The sequence below is a fragment of the Sphingomonas sp. GW821-FHT12D09 genome (assembly GCF_058807215.1).
Window position 1 is genome coordinate 314,992 of record NZ_JBXAQL010000003.1, and the last position, 14,894, is coordinate 329,885.

Consider the following 14,894-nt stretch of genomic DNA (forward strand, 5'->3'; position numbering starts at 1 on the left):
CTTCAGCGCCGGAGCCCTGCGGGCCCCGACCTCGGCATGTGTGACGATGTCGAGAAAGCACGTGCGATATACGCACTAGGGGTCGGCCCGGCAAGTGCAAACGGATTCGGGCGTGGTGTAGGCTAGCTCGTGCCGGGCCCGCCCGCGATCAGCTCGGGTTATGCGCGTCGAGGAATCGGCCCACCCGCGCCAGGAAGTCCGCTTCGTTGGCCGGATCGCGCATCGTGTGGTCTTCGCCCCGATACTCGACGAACTCGTGCGCCTTGCCTGCCCGCATAAGCGCATCGTGCAGCCGCTCGGACTGGTCGGCCGGCACGGTCTGGTCGGCGGTGCCGTGCGCGATCAGGATCGGCATGGTCATCCCGGCGGCATAGGTGACCGGCGAGATCGATTCGAGCGAGGCGGCCGTGCCCTGGATGCGCTGGCGCCAGGCGCGGAAGGCGCGCTCGTCGAAGGTCTCGTGGTCGAAATCGAGCTGGGCGCGGACGTCGGAGATGCCGGCATAGCTGATCGCGCAGCGATAGAGGTGCTTGTCGCGCGCCGCCGCCCACATCGCGGCATAGCCCCCGTAAGAGGCACCCATGATGCAGACGCGCTTCGAGTCGATCGTGCCGCGCCTGGCCAGCCAGGCGACGCCGTCGTCGACATCGTCCTGCATGCCGCGGCCCCATTCGCCGTCCCCACGCGCGATCATGGCGCGGCCGAAACCGGTCGATCCGCGATAATTGGGCTGGAGCACGGCATAGCCCTTGCCCGCGAGATACTGGACCCAGGGATCATAGTCCCAGCCGTCCCGCGCGAACGGCCCGCCATGCGGCATCACGATCAGCGGCAGGTCCTGGGCCGCCCGCCCCGCCGGCAGCGTCAGATAGCCGTCGATTCGCAGACCGTCGCGCGCGGCATAGCTGATCGTCGTCACGGCGGAGAGCGGCTTGCCGTCCAGCGCCGGATTGATCGCGGCGAATCGGCGTGCACGGCCGTTCTCGAACAGATAATAGGCGCCGGGATCGCTCGCCGTGGCGCTGTAGACCAGCATCCGGCCGCGATCGTCGCTCGTCGAGATCACCCGGTTGGTGCGGCCGGGTAGCGCCGAGTCGATCGCCGCCTGACGCGCGCGCATCGCGGGATCGAACCACAGCATCCGGTCGCGGTCGTCGGTATAGGCGACGCCCGCCGGCTTGCCGTCCGGCCCCAGCTCGAACCCGTCGAGATCGGCCTTGCCGTTCTCATAGACCAGCGCACCGAGCCGGCCTTTGCGGAAGTCATAGCCATAGAGCGCGATCCGGCCCGACGGCGCCTCGGCCAGCGCATAGCCATGGTCGCTGCCCTGGACGGGTGCGAACTGTAGCGCGTCGGGATCGGTGCCGGTGGCGCCGTTGCTGGCCTTGCTGAACCGGTCGCCTTCGCCGCGGCGATAGACCAACCAGGACTTGTCGTTCTTCTCGCCCATGCCGGCACGGACCACACCGGCGCCATCGACCACCCAGTCACGGACATGCGGCTGTGCGGCGACGACCTGGGTAGAGACGCCGGTGGCAAGGTCGATGCGCCAGATCGCCGGCGTGTCGTGGTGATGGTCGTGCGCCTTTAGGAGCAGGAAGCCGGCCTTGCGGTCGACATGGACCAGCTCCCCCGCCAAGCCGGCGTGTCCTAACTGGCTGACACGGCCATCGGCCGGCGTGATCTCGACGAGCCGCGCGCTGGCCGCGTGCGTCAGGCTCGCCAGCAGGCGGCCCGGGGCGAGCCAGAGATACCAGTCCAGCCGCTCACCGGGCGGCAGCGCGACGGTGCGCGGGGCAAGGTCGGGGTGTAGCGGATCGAACAGCGCCAGCCGGCCCTCCAGGCCGATCCGCGCCGCGATGCTGGCACCGTTGGGCGAAAGCTGGGGCTCCTCGATCGCCGGTGCGGCGAGCAGCTCGGCGGCAGTTGGCGGCGCGTGGTCGGGATCCGCCCGAACCGGCGCCGAGAAAGCAAGGATGCCCGCCAGCGCCGCAGCGCCTGCCCAGTGAAGATACGTCAATCCAAGTCCCCACCCGATTCCCTGGCGAGGATGCTTCGAGATCGAAAGTTGCGCAATACCGTAGATTCGCGCAACTTATTGAAACGGGGCCGTTATGATTCGAGAGGCACCGTAACCTGCCTGCTTGGCAAGCAGGCTTGCCCGACGCAGGATCGGCGGCGAACGACGGAGCCGCGGCACGCTCCGCGCGTTTCGCCACGAACTTGGAAAGAGAGGATTCCGATGCGATCGCATTTCCGCATGGCGCTGCCCGCGCTCGCACTGCTCGCCGCGTGCAATGGCACGGACGTTTCCGCACAGCAGACCGCGGGTGCGAGCGGCGACACGCCCTTCACTCTCACCCAGGTCGCCGATTTCGACACGCCTTGGGCAATGGCCTTCCTGCCCGATGGACGCATGCTGGTGACGGAGAAGGCGGGCAAGATCCTGCTTGTCTCGGCCAACGGCAAGACGCAGCGAACCATCGCCGATGTGGATGTGGTGTTCCAGGGTCAGGGCGGCCTGCTCGATGTGATCCCCGCGCCCGATTTCGCGAAGAGCCACCTGGTCTATTACACCTATGCCGAGCCGCGTCCCGAAGGATCGAGCCTGGCCATGGCCCGCGCCACCTTCGTCGATGGCGCCGCGCCGGCGCTGGCCAATCCGCAGGTGCTGTGGCGTGCCGGATCGGACGGCAAGGGCGGCCAGTTCGGCGCGATCATCGCCTTTGCGCCCGACGGCAAGTCGCTGTTCCTCACCTCGGGCGAGCGCCAGCGCTTCACTCCGGCTCAGGATCCCAACCAGGCGCTGGGCAAGATCCTGCACCTGACCCTCGACGGCAAGCCGGCGCCCGGCAATCCCTGGGCAGGCAAGACCGGCACGGCCACGGTGACGGTCACCGATCCGCCCAAGAATACCGAGCTCGCCAAGACTGCCGAGAGCCGCACCCAGAAGGTCGAGGGCACCAACCTCGTCCCCGCCGAGACCTGGAGCCTTGGCCATCGCAATCCCTATGGCCTGGTGTTCGATGTCGGCGGGCGGCTGTGGGAGAACGAGATGGGCCCCAAGGGCGGCGACGAGGTCAACCTGATCGCCAAGGGCAGGAACTATGGGTGGCCCAATGTCTCGAACGGCGACAATTACGACGGCACGCCGATCCCCGATCATGCGCCGGGCGACGGCTTCCAGGCACCCTCGGTCTATTGGAACCCGTCGATCTCGCCGGGCGGGATGATCTATTATTCGGGCAGTCTGTTCCCGGCCTGGAAGGGCTCGCTGCTGATCGGCGCGCTTTCGGGGCGCGGGCTGATCCGCGTGGCGCTGAACGGCGACAAGGCGAGCAAGGCCGAGCAGTGGAACCTGGGCATGCGCATCCGCGACGTGGTCCAGGGGCCGGACGGCGCGGTGTGGCTGCTCGAGGATGCCGGCAAGAGCAACGGGCGGCTGTTCAAGCTCACCCCGAAGTGAGCAGCTACGCCCGCACGATCAGATAGTTGATCCGCGCAGCGGCGATCGGTCGGTCGGGCTCGTCCTGCCAGGCGATCGCCTCGACATTGGCGACGCGCGTGCCGAGCCGGGTGACCGACCCGCGCGCCCGCGTCGGCTTGTCGCGGCCGCCCCGCATGTAATCCACGGTGATGTTGATGGGCTTGACCTGCGCCTCTTCGCCGCCGAGCGCCTGCCACAGCGCGCCCACCGCGGCCATCTCGAGCAGCCCACCGATCGCGCCGCCGTGGAGGAAGCCTGGGCGCCCCAGCACATCCTCGCCGAACGGCATCACCAGCACCGGCGCCTCCTCGCCCGGCTCGACGGTCAGGCCGAGCAGTTCGCCATAGGGGGGCAGGATCATCGATAGCCCTCGGTCGCCATGAAGGTGCCCGCGACATGGGCGAGCGGATCGTCCGGATCGCCGTCATGCGCCTGGCCGCGCACGAACGCGATCGAGCGCGTCAGCCGATAGCATTCGCCGCGGCCGATCACCGTGCGGCCCGGCGTGGCGGGGCGCAGATAATCGATGCGCAGGTCCAGCGTCGCCTGGGGCACGAAGGCGCCGGCACGCAGCCACACCGAAGTGGCCGTCGCCATGTCCATCAGCGCCAGGATCGGCCCCGAGGCGAGCACGCCCGAGGCCGGATCGCCGATCATGTCCTCGCGATACGGTAGCTCGAGTTCGGCCCAATCGGGGCCATGTGCGCGGTAGCCGACGCCCAGCCTGCTGCCATGGCTGGCATAGCGCAGCGAGAAGAAGCGCCGGACATCGAAGCCGGAAGGGGCGGTTTCGCTCATCCACGCGGCCCTAGCGCGCTGGCGGAAAGCACGCAAATGGCGGCAATTACATCGTTGTAACATGCGCCACCCGACACACCCGGCCTAGCCTTCCGGCATCGAAACGCCTTTGCATTAGGGGGCAGCATGGGACTGATCGGAATCAATCTGGGCGAGATCGTCGAGCTGGGCACCAGCGTCACGACCTATGGTGCGCTGCGCACCGCATTCGTCGATGGAGACGATCTGTTCGAACTGGTCGTCGGCATCGCCATCCTGATCTACGAGATCGCGCCCGACTTCGCATGAACGGCGTGGATGGCGCGACGCGCGCGGCGATCCTCGCGGCGCAGGTGACGGCGCGTGATACTGTCCTGGCTTGGCGTGGCGGTGCCGCGTTCCGGACACTCGAGGCGGTCTTCGCGGATTGCCCCGCTGGCGACCCGAGGGCCGCGATGGCCCGGGCGACGGAACTGCTCGGCAATGGCGACTGGGCCGGTGCGCTGATCGAGCCGCTGGCGGATGCACTCGCCGCCAGTCCACTGTTCGAGCCGCCGCTCAAGGTGAACCGCGATGCGACCCGGATCGGAGCGGTGCTGTTCGAATGCCCCGCCGCCTCGATCACCGCCTGCCGCACCAGCGCGGCGGCGATGCGGCGATTGCCCGCGCCCATGACCATCGCCTTTTCGGGCCGGCTGGCAGTGACGCGATACGTCCGCGCAGGCGGCGCCACGCTGCGGCGCTGGCACACCGATCCCGCCGGGCCCGCCTTCCGCTCCGAAACCGCGCCGAATTGCCGGGAGGACGATGCACGCGCCCTCACCGATGGTGACGTCCACGCGATCGACGGACGTCGCGAGGCACAGCTGCTCGTCGGCGCGCAGAGCGATGTCGTCACCTTGGTCGCCACAATCCGCGCGGGCGCCGCGCCGCTGATGCGCGAGCATGCGATCGCCGACGGGCGGCTGCTCCGTGTCGGCAGCGGCGACGACGGTGCTTCGCGCACCGAGATGCTGCTCGCCTTTCTCCGCCTCGCCGGCCGCGCCGATGCGGGCGGCCGGTTCGAGGAAGCGACGCGCGATTCGGCCTTCCACTTGCGCTGGGCCGCGATGCGCGAATGGCTGGCACTCGATGCCCGCAGCGCCCTGCCCCGGCTCGAGGCAATGGCGGCGCGTGATCCGCATGCGGAAGTGCGCGACGCCGCACTGCGCATGCTGGCGGTGGTGCGGCCGCGACTGGAGGCCGGATGCCCCGCCTGATCGATCCCGGACCAGGGGCGGCGATCGGCGTGGACGAGCTCGTCGAGGCGCTGGAAGCCAATCCGCTCGATGTCCGCGATGAAGACGCGTTCGCCAGCTGGGGCCCGCTGCTCGCCCGGCTGGGCCGCAACCCGGACTTCCTCGCCGAGCTTGCGATCGAGGAGCTCAAGACGCGCTGCGCCGGGCAAAGCACCGCCAATGGCTATGGCGCGCAGGTCTTCCTGCTTCGCCCGCCCAATGGCCGCTATGTGCTGCGCGCCAATTTCTGGCCGGCCCACCAAGACCCGGTGACCCGCGCCAGCGGCCCGGCAGCATTCTTCTACGACCTGCCGCACGACCATAATTTCCCGTTCCTCACCTATGGCTATCTGGGCCCGGGCTATTGGAGCGACTATTACGAATATGACGTCGCGGCGCTGGCCGGCCTGCCCGGAGAGGCGGTGGAGCTGCGCTTCGTCGAGCGGGCACGGCTCGATCAGGGCAAGCTGATGCTCTACAGGATGCGCCGCGACATCCATGTTCAGTTGCCGCCGGACAGCATGTCGGTCTCGCTCAACATCCTCGGCTCCGATCCGGCCCAACCCTGGCTCGACCAATATCGCTTCGATATCGCGCGCGGCACGATCGCCGAGGGGCTGACGTTGACCGCCGCCGAGGCGCTGGTCGCCATCGCGGTGCATCTCGGCAACGGGCTGGACCTGGCCGAGCGATTCGCCCGGCATCACCCCTGCCCCCGGATGCGCATGACCGCGCTCGATGCGCTCGCCTCTGCCCTGCCCCACACGGCACCTGCGCTGTTCGCCCAGGCAGCAGGCGATTCCGATCGCCGTGTCGCCGGACATGCGCGGGCACGACTGTCTCCGTAACGGATACGGTTTCCGCCGGAACGGTGCAATCGCCCCTACGCTTCGCCCAGTGACTGTCCTCGTCGCCTGCACCTTTGAGATTCCACACCTTGCCGAAGCGGTTGCGGCGCGTGGACTGGGCCTGGTCCCCTTCACGCCGGACGTGCGGGCGGGGGCGGCGCTGTTCGCCGGCGGGATCGAAAGCATCGCGCGGATTCGCGCACAGGGCTGGTCCAGGCCGCTGCTGCTCATGCTGCCCGAGGGCGGCAGCGTCGTACGGGCGCTCGATGCCGGCGCGGACGACGCGATGCTCTGCCCCGCGGCGCCCGACGAAATCGCCGCCCGCCTTGCCGCCCGCGTTCGCCGGCGGCCCGAGATCGTGCTCGGCGAGCTTCGCATTGATCCGGTGGAGCGCAGCGTAACGCGCGCAGGCCAGGCCATCGCGCTGCTGCCGCGGGAATATGCGCTGCTTCTTCACCTGATCCGCCAGGGCGAGCGCCCGGCCGGGCGTACCGAACTGCTCGCCGCCGTCTGGGGACTGGGCTTCGATCCGGGCACCAACGTCGTCGAGGTCCATGTCTCGCGGCTCCGCGCCAAGCTCGACCGCGGTTTCGGCAAACCGATGCTCGTCACCGACAAGGGCCGCGGCTATCGGCTGTGCGCGGCGTGATCCCGCGCTATCAAGACACCGGACATGAGGAGAGAAGCCATGGAAGCGCGCGTCACGGTTCAGATCGGCGAGGGCATCGCGGACGTGCGGCTGGCGCGTCCGGACAAGATGAATGCGCTCGACCCGGCAATGTTCGCCGGGATCATCGATGCGATCGCCCGGCTGGAGGGCGAGGCGGGCCTGCGCGCCGTCGTGCTTTCGGGCGCGGGGCGCGGCTTTTGCGCAGGCCTCGACATGGCGAGCATGGCCCAGAGCGGGTTGGGCAGCGGATCGGATCTGGACATCGCTGCGCGCACCCACGGTTTCGCCAATGATTTCCAGCAGGTCGCCTGGGGTTGGCGGACCCTGCCGGTGCCGGTGATCGCCGCGGTCCACGGCGTGGCGTTCGGCGGTGGGCTGCAGATTGCCAGCGGTGCCGATGTGCGGATCGCCGCGCCGGGCACGCGGCTTTCGGTGATGGAGATGAAATGGGGCATCGTCCCCGACATGGCCGGCTATGCACTGTGGCGCGGCAATGTCCGCGACGATGTGCTGCGCGAACTCGCCTATACCGCGCGGGAATTCGACGCGGCGGAAGCCCAGGCGCTCGGCTTCGTCACGCGCATCGCCGAGGACACGCATGCCGAGGCAATGGCGCTTGCCCGGGCGATTGCGGGGCGCAACCCGCATGCGATCCGTGCCGCCAAGCGGCTCGCCAATCTCGAGGGGGATAGTGCCGGGACGCTGCTCGCCGAGAGCCGCGAGCAGGCGGCGCTGCTGCGCACCCCCAATCAGATCGAGGCGGTGATGGCCAACATGCAGAAGCGTCCGCCGGCGTTCAGCGACTGACCTGGATCTCGTCGACGCGGTCCGGATAGAAAGCGAGGTGGTCGCGGATCTCGGCGACCGCATCGTACGGCGCCTCATAGCTCCACACCGCATTCTCGGTGCCGGCGACCACCGAATAGTAGGACGCCTCGCCCTTGTACGGGCAATAGCTGGCATGCGCGGTCCGTTCGAGCAGCGTCATGTCGGCGTCCTCGCGCGGGATATAGAAGACCGGCGGGTAGTTCGCCTCGCGCAGCTCCAGCGCGCGGCTTGTGTCGGCGATCACCTTGCCGGCGGCGCGGACTACGACATGTGCGCCCGACAGTGTGATCGTGATGGGATGATCGGGTCCCGGAACCAGTATCTGCCTGCTTGCCATGCGGCGACGGGCCATTGCAATCGCGCCGCCACCGCGCCATACCGCATCCTCGAAAAATGGAGAAGGATGCCGGAATGCGTGAAGCTGTAATCGTCTCGACCGCACGTACCGGTATCGGCAAGGCGGGCCGGGGCTATTTCAACGACACCGAGGCGCCGGTGCTCGCCGGGCATGTGATGAATGCCGCGGTGGAACGTGCCGGCATCGACCCGGCGCGGATCGACGATGTCTTTTACGGGATGGGAAATCAATGGGGCACGCAAGGCGGCAACATGGCGCGGATGGCGCTGTTCGCCGCAGGCCTGCCGCATAGCGTCCCCGCCTTCAGCCTCGACCGGAAATGCGGATCGGGGCTGACCGCCATCGCGCTCGCCGCCCGCTCCATCATGACCGACGAGATCGACGTGGCGCTGGCCGGCGGCATGGAGTCGATCAGCCTGACGATGAAGAACGCGCCGCGCTATGTGAACCAGTCGGTGACCGACAAGGTGCCGGCGGCCTATGTCCCCATGATCGAGACCGCCGAGATCGTCGCCGAGCGCTATGGCATCAGCCGGGCGGCGCAGGACGAATTCGCGGCGCGGAGCCAGCAGCGCGCATCGGCGGGGCTGGAGAATGGGGCCTTTGCCGAGGAGATCGTGCCGATCACCGTCACCAAGGCGCTGTTCGACAAGGAAGGCAACCGCATCGGCAGCGAGACCGTCACCGTCACCCAGGACGAAGGCATCCGCGCCGGCACCACCGCCGAAACGCTCGCCGGGCTCAAGGCCGTGTGGAAGGACGGCCAGTTCGTCCAGCAAGGCCAGCACGTCACCGCCGGCAATGCCAGCCAGCTTTCCGACGGCGCCGCCGCGCAGATCCTGATGGACCGCAAGACGGCACAGGCCGAGGGCAAGCAGATCCTCGGCATCTATCGCGGCTTCCAGGTCGCCGGCTGCGAGCCCGAAGAGATGGGCATCGGCCCGATCTTTGCCGTGCCCAAGCTGCTCAAGCGCGCCGGGCTCCGGGTAGAGGATATCGGCCTTTGGGAAATCAACGAGGCCTTTGCCAGCCAGTGCCTCTATTGCCGCGACACGCTGGGCATCGATCCCGACAAGCTCAACGTCAATGGCGGCGCCATCGCCATCGGCCACCCGTTCGGGATGAGCGGATCGCGGCTGGTCGGCCATGCCCTGATCGAGGGACGCAAGCGCGGGGTGCGCTATGTCGTCGTCTCGATGTGCACGGCCGGAGGCATGGGCGCGGCGGGGTTGTTCGAGATTGTGTGACAACGCCCCCTCCCTTCCTCGTCACCCCGGCCTTGTGCCGGGGTCCATGGTGCGGCGCCCGCTGACCCTGAGCCTCTTGTCCAAGGCTCGCCTCCTGGTGGACCCCGGCACAAGGCCGGGGTGACGGTTGGGAGCTTCGGCGCCTGCGCTCAGGCCAATCCCACCGCTTCCGCCGCGCGCTTTTCGGCGGCGGCGTGCAGGTCCCAGAAATTCGCCACCGGCTCGCCGGCCAGGCGCTTCTGCAGCACTTCGAGATGCGCGCCCCAGCCGCCGCCGAAGTTGCGGGCGTCCGCAGCACCGCGCAGGCGGCTATGCGTCAGCACCAGCCGGGTGCGGGTGGGCGAGAAGGCGAACAGCTCGATGCTCACTTCGCCGGCATCGCCATTGTCCCAGGTGAAGCCGAGGAAATGCGGCGGCTCGATCCGGGTGATCTCCTCCGACCAACTCTTGCCCTGGTTCTTCGCATAGCGCTCCGGATTGGGCACATCGCCGTCGGACAGGTTCTGGTGGGCGAAGGTCATGCCGAGCTTGCCGCCCACGCACGGCTCGGTCGGCCCGCCCATGAACCAGCGCGCGCGCAGTTCCGGATCGACCAGATATTGCCAGACGGTCTCGATCGGCGCGGCGAGGTCGCGCTCGAAGCGGAGCATCTGCGGGGTGATCGTATCGGCAGCAAGCGTATCAACCATCGTGCTTCTCCGTGATGCGGCCCAGGCTTTCGAGGATGGTCGTCCAGCCCTTGCGGGTCTGGTCCTCGTAAGCGGCCCAGGCGGGGTCCATTGCATGGGTGAGGGTGAGCGTGCAGCCGGCCGGCGTTGCCGCGATGTCGAGTGTGACGCGCGTCCATTCGCCTTCCTCCGCCGGATCGGCGGAGAAGAGGAAGACGAGGCGGTGCGGGCGGTCGATTTCCTCGAACCGGATGCGGTGCCGGGCATCGCCAGAGGCGCGCCGCTCGACGATCAGCCCGCGCCCGCCGACACGTGGGTCGATCTCGCAGGTGAGCATCTCGCCACCCGGCGTGGCGAAGAGGAAGCGGCATGCGTCCTTCGGATCGAGCCAGGCATCGAACACGCGTTCGGGGCCCGCGGCGAAGTCCCGGCGGACGGTGAGGACCACCGGCGCGCTCATGCCAGATTGACCTGCCAGGAGATGCCGAACCTGTCCGAGCACCAGCCGAAGCGGCTGCTCCAGCCATAATCGCCGGGCGGCATCAGCACGGCGCCGTCGGCCGACAGTGCCTCGAACAGCCGGTCAAACTCGGCCTGATCCGCGACATCAAGGAAGAAGGACCAGCTCGGCGTGAAATCGAAGCCGTGCCGCACGAAGCTGTCATGGACCATCACCTTCTGCCCGGCGATCACGGCATAAGCGCGCAGGATCGTGCCTTCGGGGCCCGGCCCCTCGGCACCGAACCGCTCCAGCTTCTCGATGCGGCTGCCGGGCACGGTCTCGACATAGAAATCGAGCGCGGCCTGGCCCTTGCCGTGCTGGAACATCAGGAAGGGGGTGGCGCTGGTCACGGCTTCTTCTCCTGGTCGGCGGCGATGAGCGCTTCGAGCGCGTCGAGGCGCATCGTCCAGAACCTCTCCCACTGCTTGAGCCATTGCTCGGCCTCGGCCAGCGGGGTGGGCTTCAAGGCGCACATATAGCTGCGTCCCACCTTGCGGCGGGCGACCAGCCCCGCGCCCTCGAGCACCTTGAGGTGCTTGGCAGCGCCGGCGAAAGTCATCGAGAAAGGCTCGGCGAGATCGCCGATCGATTTCTCTCCCTGTGCCAGATGGGCGAGCATGCCGCGCCGCGTGGGATCGGCGAGGGCGTGGAAGGTGGCGTCGAGTCGATATTCAACCATGTGGTTTAATATTCCCGCGGCGGCAGGAATAGTCAACCGATTGGTTGAATAATTTTCGGGAGATTTCTGCGGTTCCGTCTCGGGAAATCTTGAATCCCTTGATAGTCCACGCATGCGCTCGAACCACGCATCTCGTGCGGCTTCCGCGGCTGCGCGGGCTTCGGGTTGCGGGGATTCGAGATCGGCCATGGACCGACCCCAGCACGCGGAATCCCATTTTAAAAGCAGAATTCGAACCTATTCGGTTACAGGCCGGGGCGCGCGGGCGGCGCGCAGGCTGTCCCAGGCATAGAGCGCGCAGCCGGCCCAGATCAGGGGGAAAGTGACCAGATGGATGGGGCGAAGCGGCTCGCCCAGCGACAATGCGACGAAGAACTGGATCGTCGGCGCGATATATTGGAGCAGCCCCATCATCGACAGCGGCAGCAGCCGGGCGGCGGCGGCGAACATCAGCAGCGGCGTGGCGGTGATAACCCCGGCGGCGAGCAGCAGCGCATTCTGCCCGGCGGAGACGCCGAAGCCGCTGGCCCCCTGGCTAGCGGTGTAGAGCAGCCAGCCCGTGGCGAGCGGCACCAGCAGCAAGGTCTCCACCGTCAGGCCGCCCAGCGAATCGATCGCCACCACCTTGCGGACCAGTCCGTAGAGCCCGAAGCTGAACGCCAGCGACAGCGAGATCAGGATCGCCCCGCCGCCGCTGACCGCCATCACCAGCACGCCCGCGCCGGCAACGCCGATCGCCACGCCCTGCCAGCGCCGCAGCCGCTCGCCGAGCACGAGCATGCCGAGCGCGACATTGACCAGCGGGTTGATGAAATAACCCAGGCTCGCCTCGAGCACATGGCCGGTCTCGACCGACCAGATATAGACATACCAGTTGATCGCGATCAGCCCGGCGCTGGCGCAGAGCAGCAGCAGCGTACGTCCCCGCGCCGCGCGCCAGATGCTCCCCGCCCGGCCGAGCGCGAAGACCAGCACGCCGAGGAACAGCACCGACCAGACCACGCGGTGGGCGAGGATCTGCAGCGCCGGCACCTGCGCCAGCACATGGAAATAGATCGGCAGGACACCCCAGATGCCATAGGCGCCGATGGCGAGCGCGAGTCCCCGGCGCTCGGAGGCACGCCCGGTGGCGTCGGCGGTCACGGTGCTGCTGGTCATGGCCGCTCCTTGCGCGGCCCCTGCGCGACAAGCAAGCAAGCCCCACTTTGGCGCAGCAAAGCGATTGCACGGAAACGCTTCCTCGCTAGGTTTGCCACCGACAAGAGGGGGAATCATGTCCGAACATTGGGAAGAGGAAGGTCCGTACGGCCATCCGCTGATCGCGACGCTGGCCGGTGGGGCCGTGCTGGTGCTGGCCGCGCTGATCGGGCCGCATATCTCCGGGCCGCTGCCGCTGCCCGCGCTGCTGATCGGCGGTGCCGCGGCGGGACTGGTGCTGTGGCTGATCGGCTTCCTGATCACGACGCGGCACGCCGGCCTGCCCTGGAAGCTCGGCTCGCTGGTGCTGCTGATCGGCGCCGGGGCGGGCGCCGCGATGGTTGCGCACGGCCAGTTCCAGACGCGCTCGCGCGCCGATGCGAGCAGCTTTGCCGAGATCGACCTGGCGTCGGACGGCTCGGTGATCCTGCCCAGCGGCATCACCGGGCGCGGGCCGGTCTCCGCGCTCTATGCCGAGGCGGTGCAGGCCGAGGCGGCGGACAAGCACGCCTTCAACGACGCGCTGGGCAAGTTCGGCGCGCCGGCGCTCAACAGCCCGTATCTGCTCGAGCAGAATCCCAAGCCGATCCAGGATTGCGCCGCGCTCGACAATGTCCGCGCGCTCGCCGTGGCGCAGAGTGCCAAGCGGCTCGCGCGGCGTGCGGCGCTGGCGCGGGCGATCGGCAGCGCCAGCCTGCCGGTGGCGGCGAAGCAGGGCATCAACCAGATCGTCGGCGATGCGAAGAGCGATCCGACGCTGGCAAACCAGCAGGCATTGCTCGACGCGACCGGCGAGCTCTGCACGCTGCTCGCGCGCAAGACCTGGTTCAACGCCAATGCCTATTTCGGCTTCCGCAGCGGTGCCGACCAGGCGGCGTTCCGGGCGAGCGGCGAGAAAAGGCGGGCGCTGGCCGGCGAAAGCGACGCGATCGACCGCGCGGTGCGCGCGCGGATCCTGGCCGGCCGCGAGCAGGTGCGCGATACGCTGAGCCGCTCGATCTACACCAAGGAGTGAGGGGCGTGAGCTTGCGTTGAGGGCAGCAAGCGTTGAAATACCTTCCGTCATTCCCGCGAAGGCGGGGGTCGAGGGTAGCGCGATACGAGCGATTCAATCGCACGTGCGCTCGCCGGAGCCGACCAAACGCGCCGCACGTGCTTTGCTTGTGATTCTGGATCCCCGCCTTCGCGGGGATGACGATGGAGATATTGAGTCCGAGTACTAAGCGGCGGGCCGCACCGGGTTCGCCGCCGCCTCCCCGACCACGGTGTTCCAGGGCTGCACGTCCCAACGCGCGACCAGGCCGTTCGCGACATAGGGATCGGCTTCGGCAAAGGCGCGGGCGGCGGCTTCGTTGGCGAACAGCAGCAGCGCGCTTGCCGGCGGATCGCCCACCGCGCCGCCCAACAGGAGATCGCCGCTCTCCACGCTGGTCCAGGCGAGCTTCAGATGCGCCTCGCGAAAGCCGGCGCGGCGCTCGAGATAGTCGGGCGTGGTGGTGTAGCGCAGGATCCAGTGCATCCTCAGCCTCCGATGCGCAGGTATAGCGCAGTGGCGTCGTCCGATATCTTGAAGCGCGCGAAGCGAGTGCAGGCCTCGTCCGCGTGCTCGATGTCGCGCAGCTCCCCGGCGACGGCGGCGAGGCCGCGGGCGCGGACCGCCTCGAACAGGGACGTGTCGTCATAGGCACCATAGCTGTCGATCAGCGCGCCATAGCCGTCGCTCATCAGCAGGATCTCGTCGCCGGGCGCGCAGGCGATGCGGGCGCTGTCGACCACTGCCATATGGTCGGGATCGACGCTGAGCACGCGCATGCCGGGGCGGCCGCGGGTCGAGCGGAGATTGGCGAGGATCGGGGCGGAGCGCTTGGGCTTGCCCAGGCCATGCCCGGCCATGCTGGCGGCGCGCTCGGCTTCGGAATTGCGGATTTCCTTCTCCGGGCCGAGCCGGGTGACGGTGCCGGCGGACCAGAGGAAGGCGACGCAATCGCCGAGCCAGCCGGTCTCCAGGCCTTCCTTGTCGATGCGGACCGCGAGCGCGGAGGCGAGCGGATATTCCCAGCGATCCTCGGGATCGCGCGTGCGGTCGCGTTCCCAGGCGGCGAGGATCTGCGCGGCGACGCCGGCATAGAGCGTGCCGATCGTCTCGGCAGCGGACGCGGTGAAGGCGGCTTGCGCGATACTGGCGAGCCAGGCCGCACCGCCCTGGGCGCCGACCAGCCCGGGCGGGCCGAGATCGGTTGCGCCGTCGATCACCCAGGCGTGTTGCCGGGCGCTGCCTGCGCGGTCGTCATTGGGAACGGAGATATCGCCGGCGAGGCTGATCGACTGGAGGAGATCGAAGTGCATGGCCCGGGTC

Annotated in this window: 19 protein-coding genes; 8 read left to right on the top strand and 11 right to left on the bottom strand. The window is 68.4% G+C overall.

All coding sequences use genetic code 11. The annotated features are described in order from the left end of the window. Positions 1-148 precede the first annotated feature (148 nt). Positions 149-2,020 carry a S9 family peptidase gene (locus tag AC1RPL_RS15145; protein WP_493070262.1) on the bottom strand — a complete coding sequence of 624 codons (1,872 nt, stop codon included), beginning with the start codon at positions 2,018-2,020 and terminating at the stop codon, positions 149-151. Positions 2,021-2,242: 222 nt separating this feature from the next. Here AC1RPL_RS15145 and AC1RPL_RS15150 point away from each other — a divergent pair, with 222 nt between their 5' ends. Continuing rightward, positions 2,243-3,466, top strand: a complete 1,224-nt coding sequence (locus AC1RPL_RS15150; protein ID WP_493070264.1) for a PQQ-dependent sugar dehydrogenase — start codon at positions 2,243-2,245, stop codon at positions 3,464-3,466. Positions 3,467-3,470: 4 nt separating this feature from the next. Here AC1RPL_RS15150 and AC1RPL_RS15155 read toward each other — a convergent pair whose 3' ends face one another. Together AC1RPL_RS15155 and AC1RPL_RS15160 are read right to left on the bottom strand one after the other, a co-directional pair. Next, positions 3,471-3,848: a PaaI family thioesterase gene (locus AC1RPL_RS15155; RefSeq protein ID WP_493070266.1), complete on the bottom strand. Its 378-nt coding sequence runs from the start codon at positions 3,846-3,848 to the stop codon at positions 3,471-3,473. Continuing rightward, positions 3,845-4,285, bottom strand: a complete 441-nt coding sequence (locus AC1RPL_RS15160; RefSeq protein ID WP_493070268.1) for a PaaI family thioesterase — start codon at positions 4,283-4,285, stop codon at positions 3,845-3,847. Before AC1RPL_RS15160 ends, AC1RPL_RS15155 begins: the two co-directional genes overlap by 4 nt. Positions 4,286-4,411: 126 nt before the next feature. Here AC1RPL_RS15160 and AC1RPL_RS15165 point away from each other — a divergent pair, with 126 nt between their 5' ends. The 5 genes from AC1RPL_RS15165 to AC1RPL_RS15185 are packed head-to-tail and all read left to right on the top strand — an operon-like array spanning position 4,412 to position 7,866. Continuing rightward, positions 4,412-4,573 carry a hypothetical protein gene (locus AC1RPL_RS15165; RefSeq protein WP_493070270.1) on the top strand — a complete coding sequence of 54 codons (162 nt, stop codon included), beginning with the start codon at positions 4,412-4,414 and terminating at the stop codon, positions 4,571-4,573. Next, positions 4,570-5,523, top strand: coding sequence for a hypothetical protein (locus tag AC1RPL_RS15170; RefSeq protein ID WP_493070272.1), 954 nt, complete (start codon positions 4,570-4,572; stop codon positions 5,521-5,523). Before AC1RPL_RS15165 ends, AC1RPL_RS15170 begins: the two co-directional genes overlap by 4 nt. Continuing rightward, the gene (locus AC1RPL_RS15175) at positions 5,511-6,389 is read left to right on the top strand and encodes a transposase (protein WP_493070273.1); all 879 of its coding nucleotides are present in this window, start codon (positions 5,511-5,513) and stop codon (positions 6,387-6,389) included. The genes AC1RPL_RS15170 and AC1RPL_RS15175 overlap by 13 nt, the downstream gene beginning before the upstream one ends. A 49-nt stretch (positions 6,390-6,438) precedes the next feature. Next, positions 6,439-7,038 (top strand): response regulator transcription factor, encoded by a 600-nt coding sequence (locus tag AC1RPL_RS15180; RefSeq protein ID WP_493070275.1) that lies wholly within the window; start codon positions 6,439-6,441, stop codon positions 7,036-7,038. 39 nt (positions 7,039-7,077) lie between these two features. Then, positions 7,078-7,866, top strand: a complete 789-nt coding sequence (locus AC1RPL_RS15185; protein WP_493070277.1) for a crotonase/enoyl-CoA hydratase family protein — start codon at positions 7,078-7,080, stop codon at positions 7,864-7,866. Here AC1RPL_RS15185 and AC1RPL_RS15190 read toward each other — a convergent pair. Beyond that, positions 7,856-8,224, bottom strand: a complete 369-nt coding sequence (locus tag AC1RPL_RS15190) for a DUF427 domain-containing protein (RefSeq protein ID WP_493070279.1) — start codon at positions 8,222-8,224, stop codon at positions 7,856-7,858. The genes AC1RPL_RS15185 and AC1RPL_RS15190 overlap by 11 nt on opposite strands. Before the next feature lie 74 nt (positions 8,225-8,298). On the opposite strand from AC1RPL_RS15190, the gene AC1RPL_RS15195 reads away from it, so the two are divergent. Further along, positions 8,299-9,492, top strand: a complete 1,194-nt coding sequence (locus AC1RPL_RS15195) for an acetyl-CoA C-acyltransferase (protein ID WP_493070281.1) — start codon at positions 8,299-8,301, stop codon at positions 9,490-9,492. Between the two features lie 149 nt (positions 9,493-9,641). On the opposite strand, the gene AC1RPL_RS15200 is transcribed toward AC1RPL_RS15195, so the two are convergent. The 5 genes from AC1RPL_RS15200 to rarD all read right to left on the bottom strand — a co-directional run bounded on the left by AC1RPL_RS15200 (position 9,642) and on the right by rarD (position 12,499). Continuing rightward, entirely contained in the window at positions 9,642-10,181 is a 540-nt protein-coding gene (locus AC1RPL_RS15200; RefSeq protein ID WP_493070283.1) for an SRPBCC family protein, read from the bottom strand. After that, complete coding sequence (locus AC1RPL_RS15205) at positions 10,174-10,620, bottom strand: SRPBCC family protein (protein WP_493070285.1); 447 nt, start codon at positions 10,618-10,620, stop codon at positions 10,174-10,176. Before AC1RPL_RS15205 ends, AC1RPL_RS15200 begins: the two co-directional genes overlap by 8 nt. Beyond that, positions 10,617-11,012, bottom strand: a complete 396-nt coding sequence (locus AC1RPL_RS15210; RefSeq protein ID WP_493070287.1) for a VOC family protein — start codon at positions 11,010-11,012, stop codon at positions 10,617-10,619. Before AC1RPL_RS15210 ends, AC1RPL_RS15205 begins: the two co-directional genes overlap by 4 nt. Then, positions 11,009-11,341, bottom strand: coding sequence for an ArsR/SmtB family transcription factor (locus AC1RPL_RS15215; protein WP_493070289.1), 333 nt, complete (start codon positions 11,339-11,341; stop codon positions 11,009-11,011). The genes AC1RPL_RS15210 and AC1RPL_RS15215 overlap by 4 nt, the downstream gene beginning before the upstream one ends. 237 nt (positions 11,342-11,578) lie before the next feature. Further along, positions 11,579-12,499 carry an EamA family transporter RarD gene (gene rarD, locus AC1RPL_RS15220; protein WP_493070291.1) on the bottom strand — a complete coding sequence of 307 codons (921 nt, stop codon included), beginning with the start codon at positions 12,497-12,499 and terminating at the stop codon, positions 11,579-11,581. Between the two features lie 115 nt (positions 12,500-12,614). Between rarD and AC1RPL_RS15225 the strand changes: the two genes are divergently transcribed. After that, entirely contained in the window at positions 12,615-13,553 is a 939-nt protein-coding gene (locus AC1RPL_RS15225) for a hypothetical protein (protein WP_493070293.1), read from the top strand. Between the two features lie 204 nt (positions 13,554-13,757). Here the strand turns inward: AC1RPL_RS15225 and AC1RPL_RS15230 are convergent, their stop codons facing one another. Together AC1RPL_RS15230 and AC1RPL_RS15235 are read right to left on the bottom strand one after the other, a co-directional pair. After that, positions 13,758-14,057 carry a YciI-like protein gene (locus AC1RPL_RS15230; RefSeq protein WP_493070296.1) on the bottom strand — a complete coding sequence of 100 codons (300 nt, stop codon included), beginning with the start codon at positions 14,055-14,057 and terminating at the stop codon, positions 13,758-13,760. A gap of 2 nt (positions 14,058-14,059) precedes the next feature. Beyond that, positions 14,060-14,884 (bottom strand): PP2C family serine/threonine-protein phosphatase, encoded by an 825-nt coding sequence (locus tag AC1RPL_RS15235; RefSeq protein WP_493070298.1) that lies wholly within the window; start codon positions 14,882-14,884, stop codon positions 14,060-14,062. Positions 14,885-14,894: the final 10 nt, after the last annotated feature.

Coding starts and splice junctions, on each gene's coding strand:
- AC1RPL_RS15150 (WP_493070264.1), top strand. CDS start 2,243: ATGCGATCGCATTTCCGCATGGCGCTGCCCGCGCTCGCACTGCTCGCC.
- AC1RPL_RS15155 (WP_493070266.1), bottom strand. CDS start 3,848: ATGATCCTGCCCCCCTATGGCGAACTGCTCGGCCTGACCGTCGAGCCG.
- AC1RPL_RS15160 (WP_493070268.1), bottom strand. CDS start 4,285: ATGAGCGAAACCGCCCCTTCCGGCTTCGATGTCCGGCGCTTCTTCTCG.
- AC1RPL_RS15165 (WP_493070270.1), top strand. CDS start 4,412: ATGGGACTGATCGGAATCAATCTGGGCGAGATCGTCGAGCTGGGCACC.
- AC1RPL_RS15170 (WP_493070272.1), top strand. CDS start 4,570: ATGAACGGCGTGGATGGCGCGACGCGCGCGGCGATCCTCGCGGCGCAG.
- AC1RPL_RS15175 (WP_493070273.1), top strand. CDS start 5,511: ATGCCCCGCCTGATCGATCCCGGACCAGGGGCGGCGATCGGCGTGGAC.
- AC1RPL_RS15185 (WP_493070277.1), top strand. CDS start 7,078: ATGGAAGCGCGCGTCACGGTTCAGATCGGCGAGGGCATCGCGGACGTG.
- AC1RPL_RS15190 (WP_493070279.1), bottom strand. CDS start 8,224: ATGGCAAGCAGGCAGATACTGGTTCCGGGACCCGATCATCCCATCACG.
- AC1RPL_RS15195 (WP_493070281.1), top strand. CDS start 8,299: ATGCGTGAAGCTGTAATCGTCTCGACCGCACGTACCGGTATCGGCAAG.
- AC1RPL_RS15200 (WP_493070283.1), bottom strand. CDS start 10,181: ATGGTTGATACGCTTGCTGCCGATACGATCACCCCGCAGATGCTCCGC.
- AC1RPL_RS15205 (WP_493070285.1), bottom strand. CDS start 10,620: ATGAGCGCGCCGGTGGTCCTCACCGTCCGCCGGGACTTCGCCGCGGGC.
- AC1RPL_RS15215 (WP_493070289.1), bottom strand. CDS start 11,341: ATGGTTGAATATCGACTCGACGCCACCTTCCACGCCCTCGCCGATCCC.
- rarD (WP_493070291.1), bottom strand. CDS start 12,499: ATGACCAGCAGCACCGTGACCGCCGACGCCACCGGGCGTGCCTCCGAG.
- AC1RPL_RS15225 (WP_493070293.1), top strand. CDS start 12,615: ATGTCCGAACATTGGGAAGAGGAAGGTCCGTACGGCCATCCGCTGATC.
- AC1RPL_RS15230 (WP_493070296.1), bottom strand. CDS start 14,057: ATGCACTGGATCCTGCGCTACACCACCACGCCCGACTATCTCGAGCGC.
- AC1RPL_RS15235 (WP_493070298.1), bottom strand. CDS start 14,884: ATGCACTTCGATCTCCTCCAGTCGATCAGCCTCGCCGGCGATATCTCC.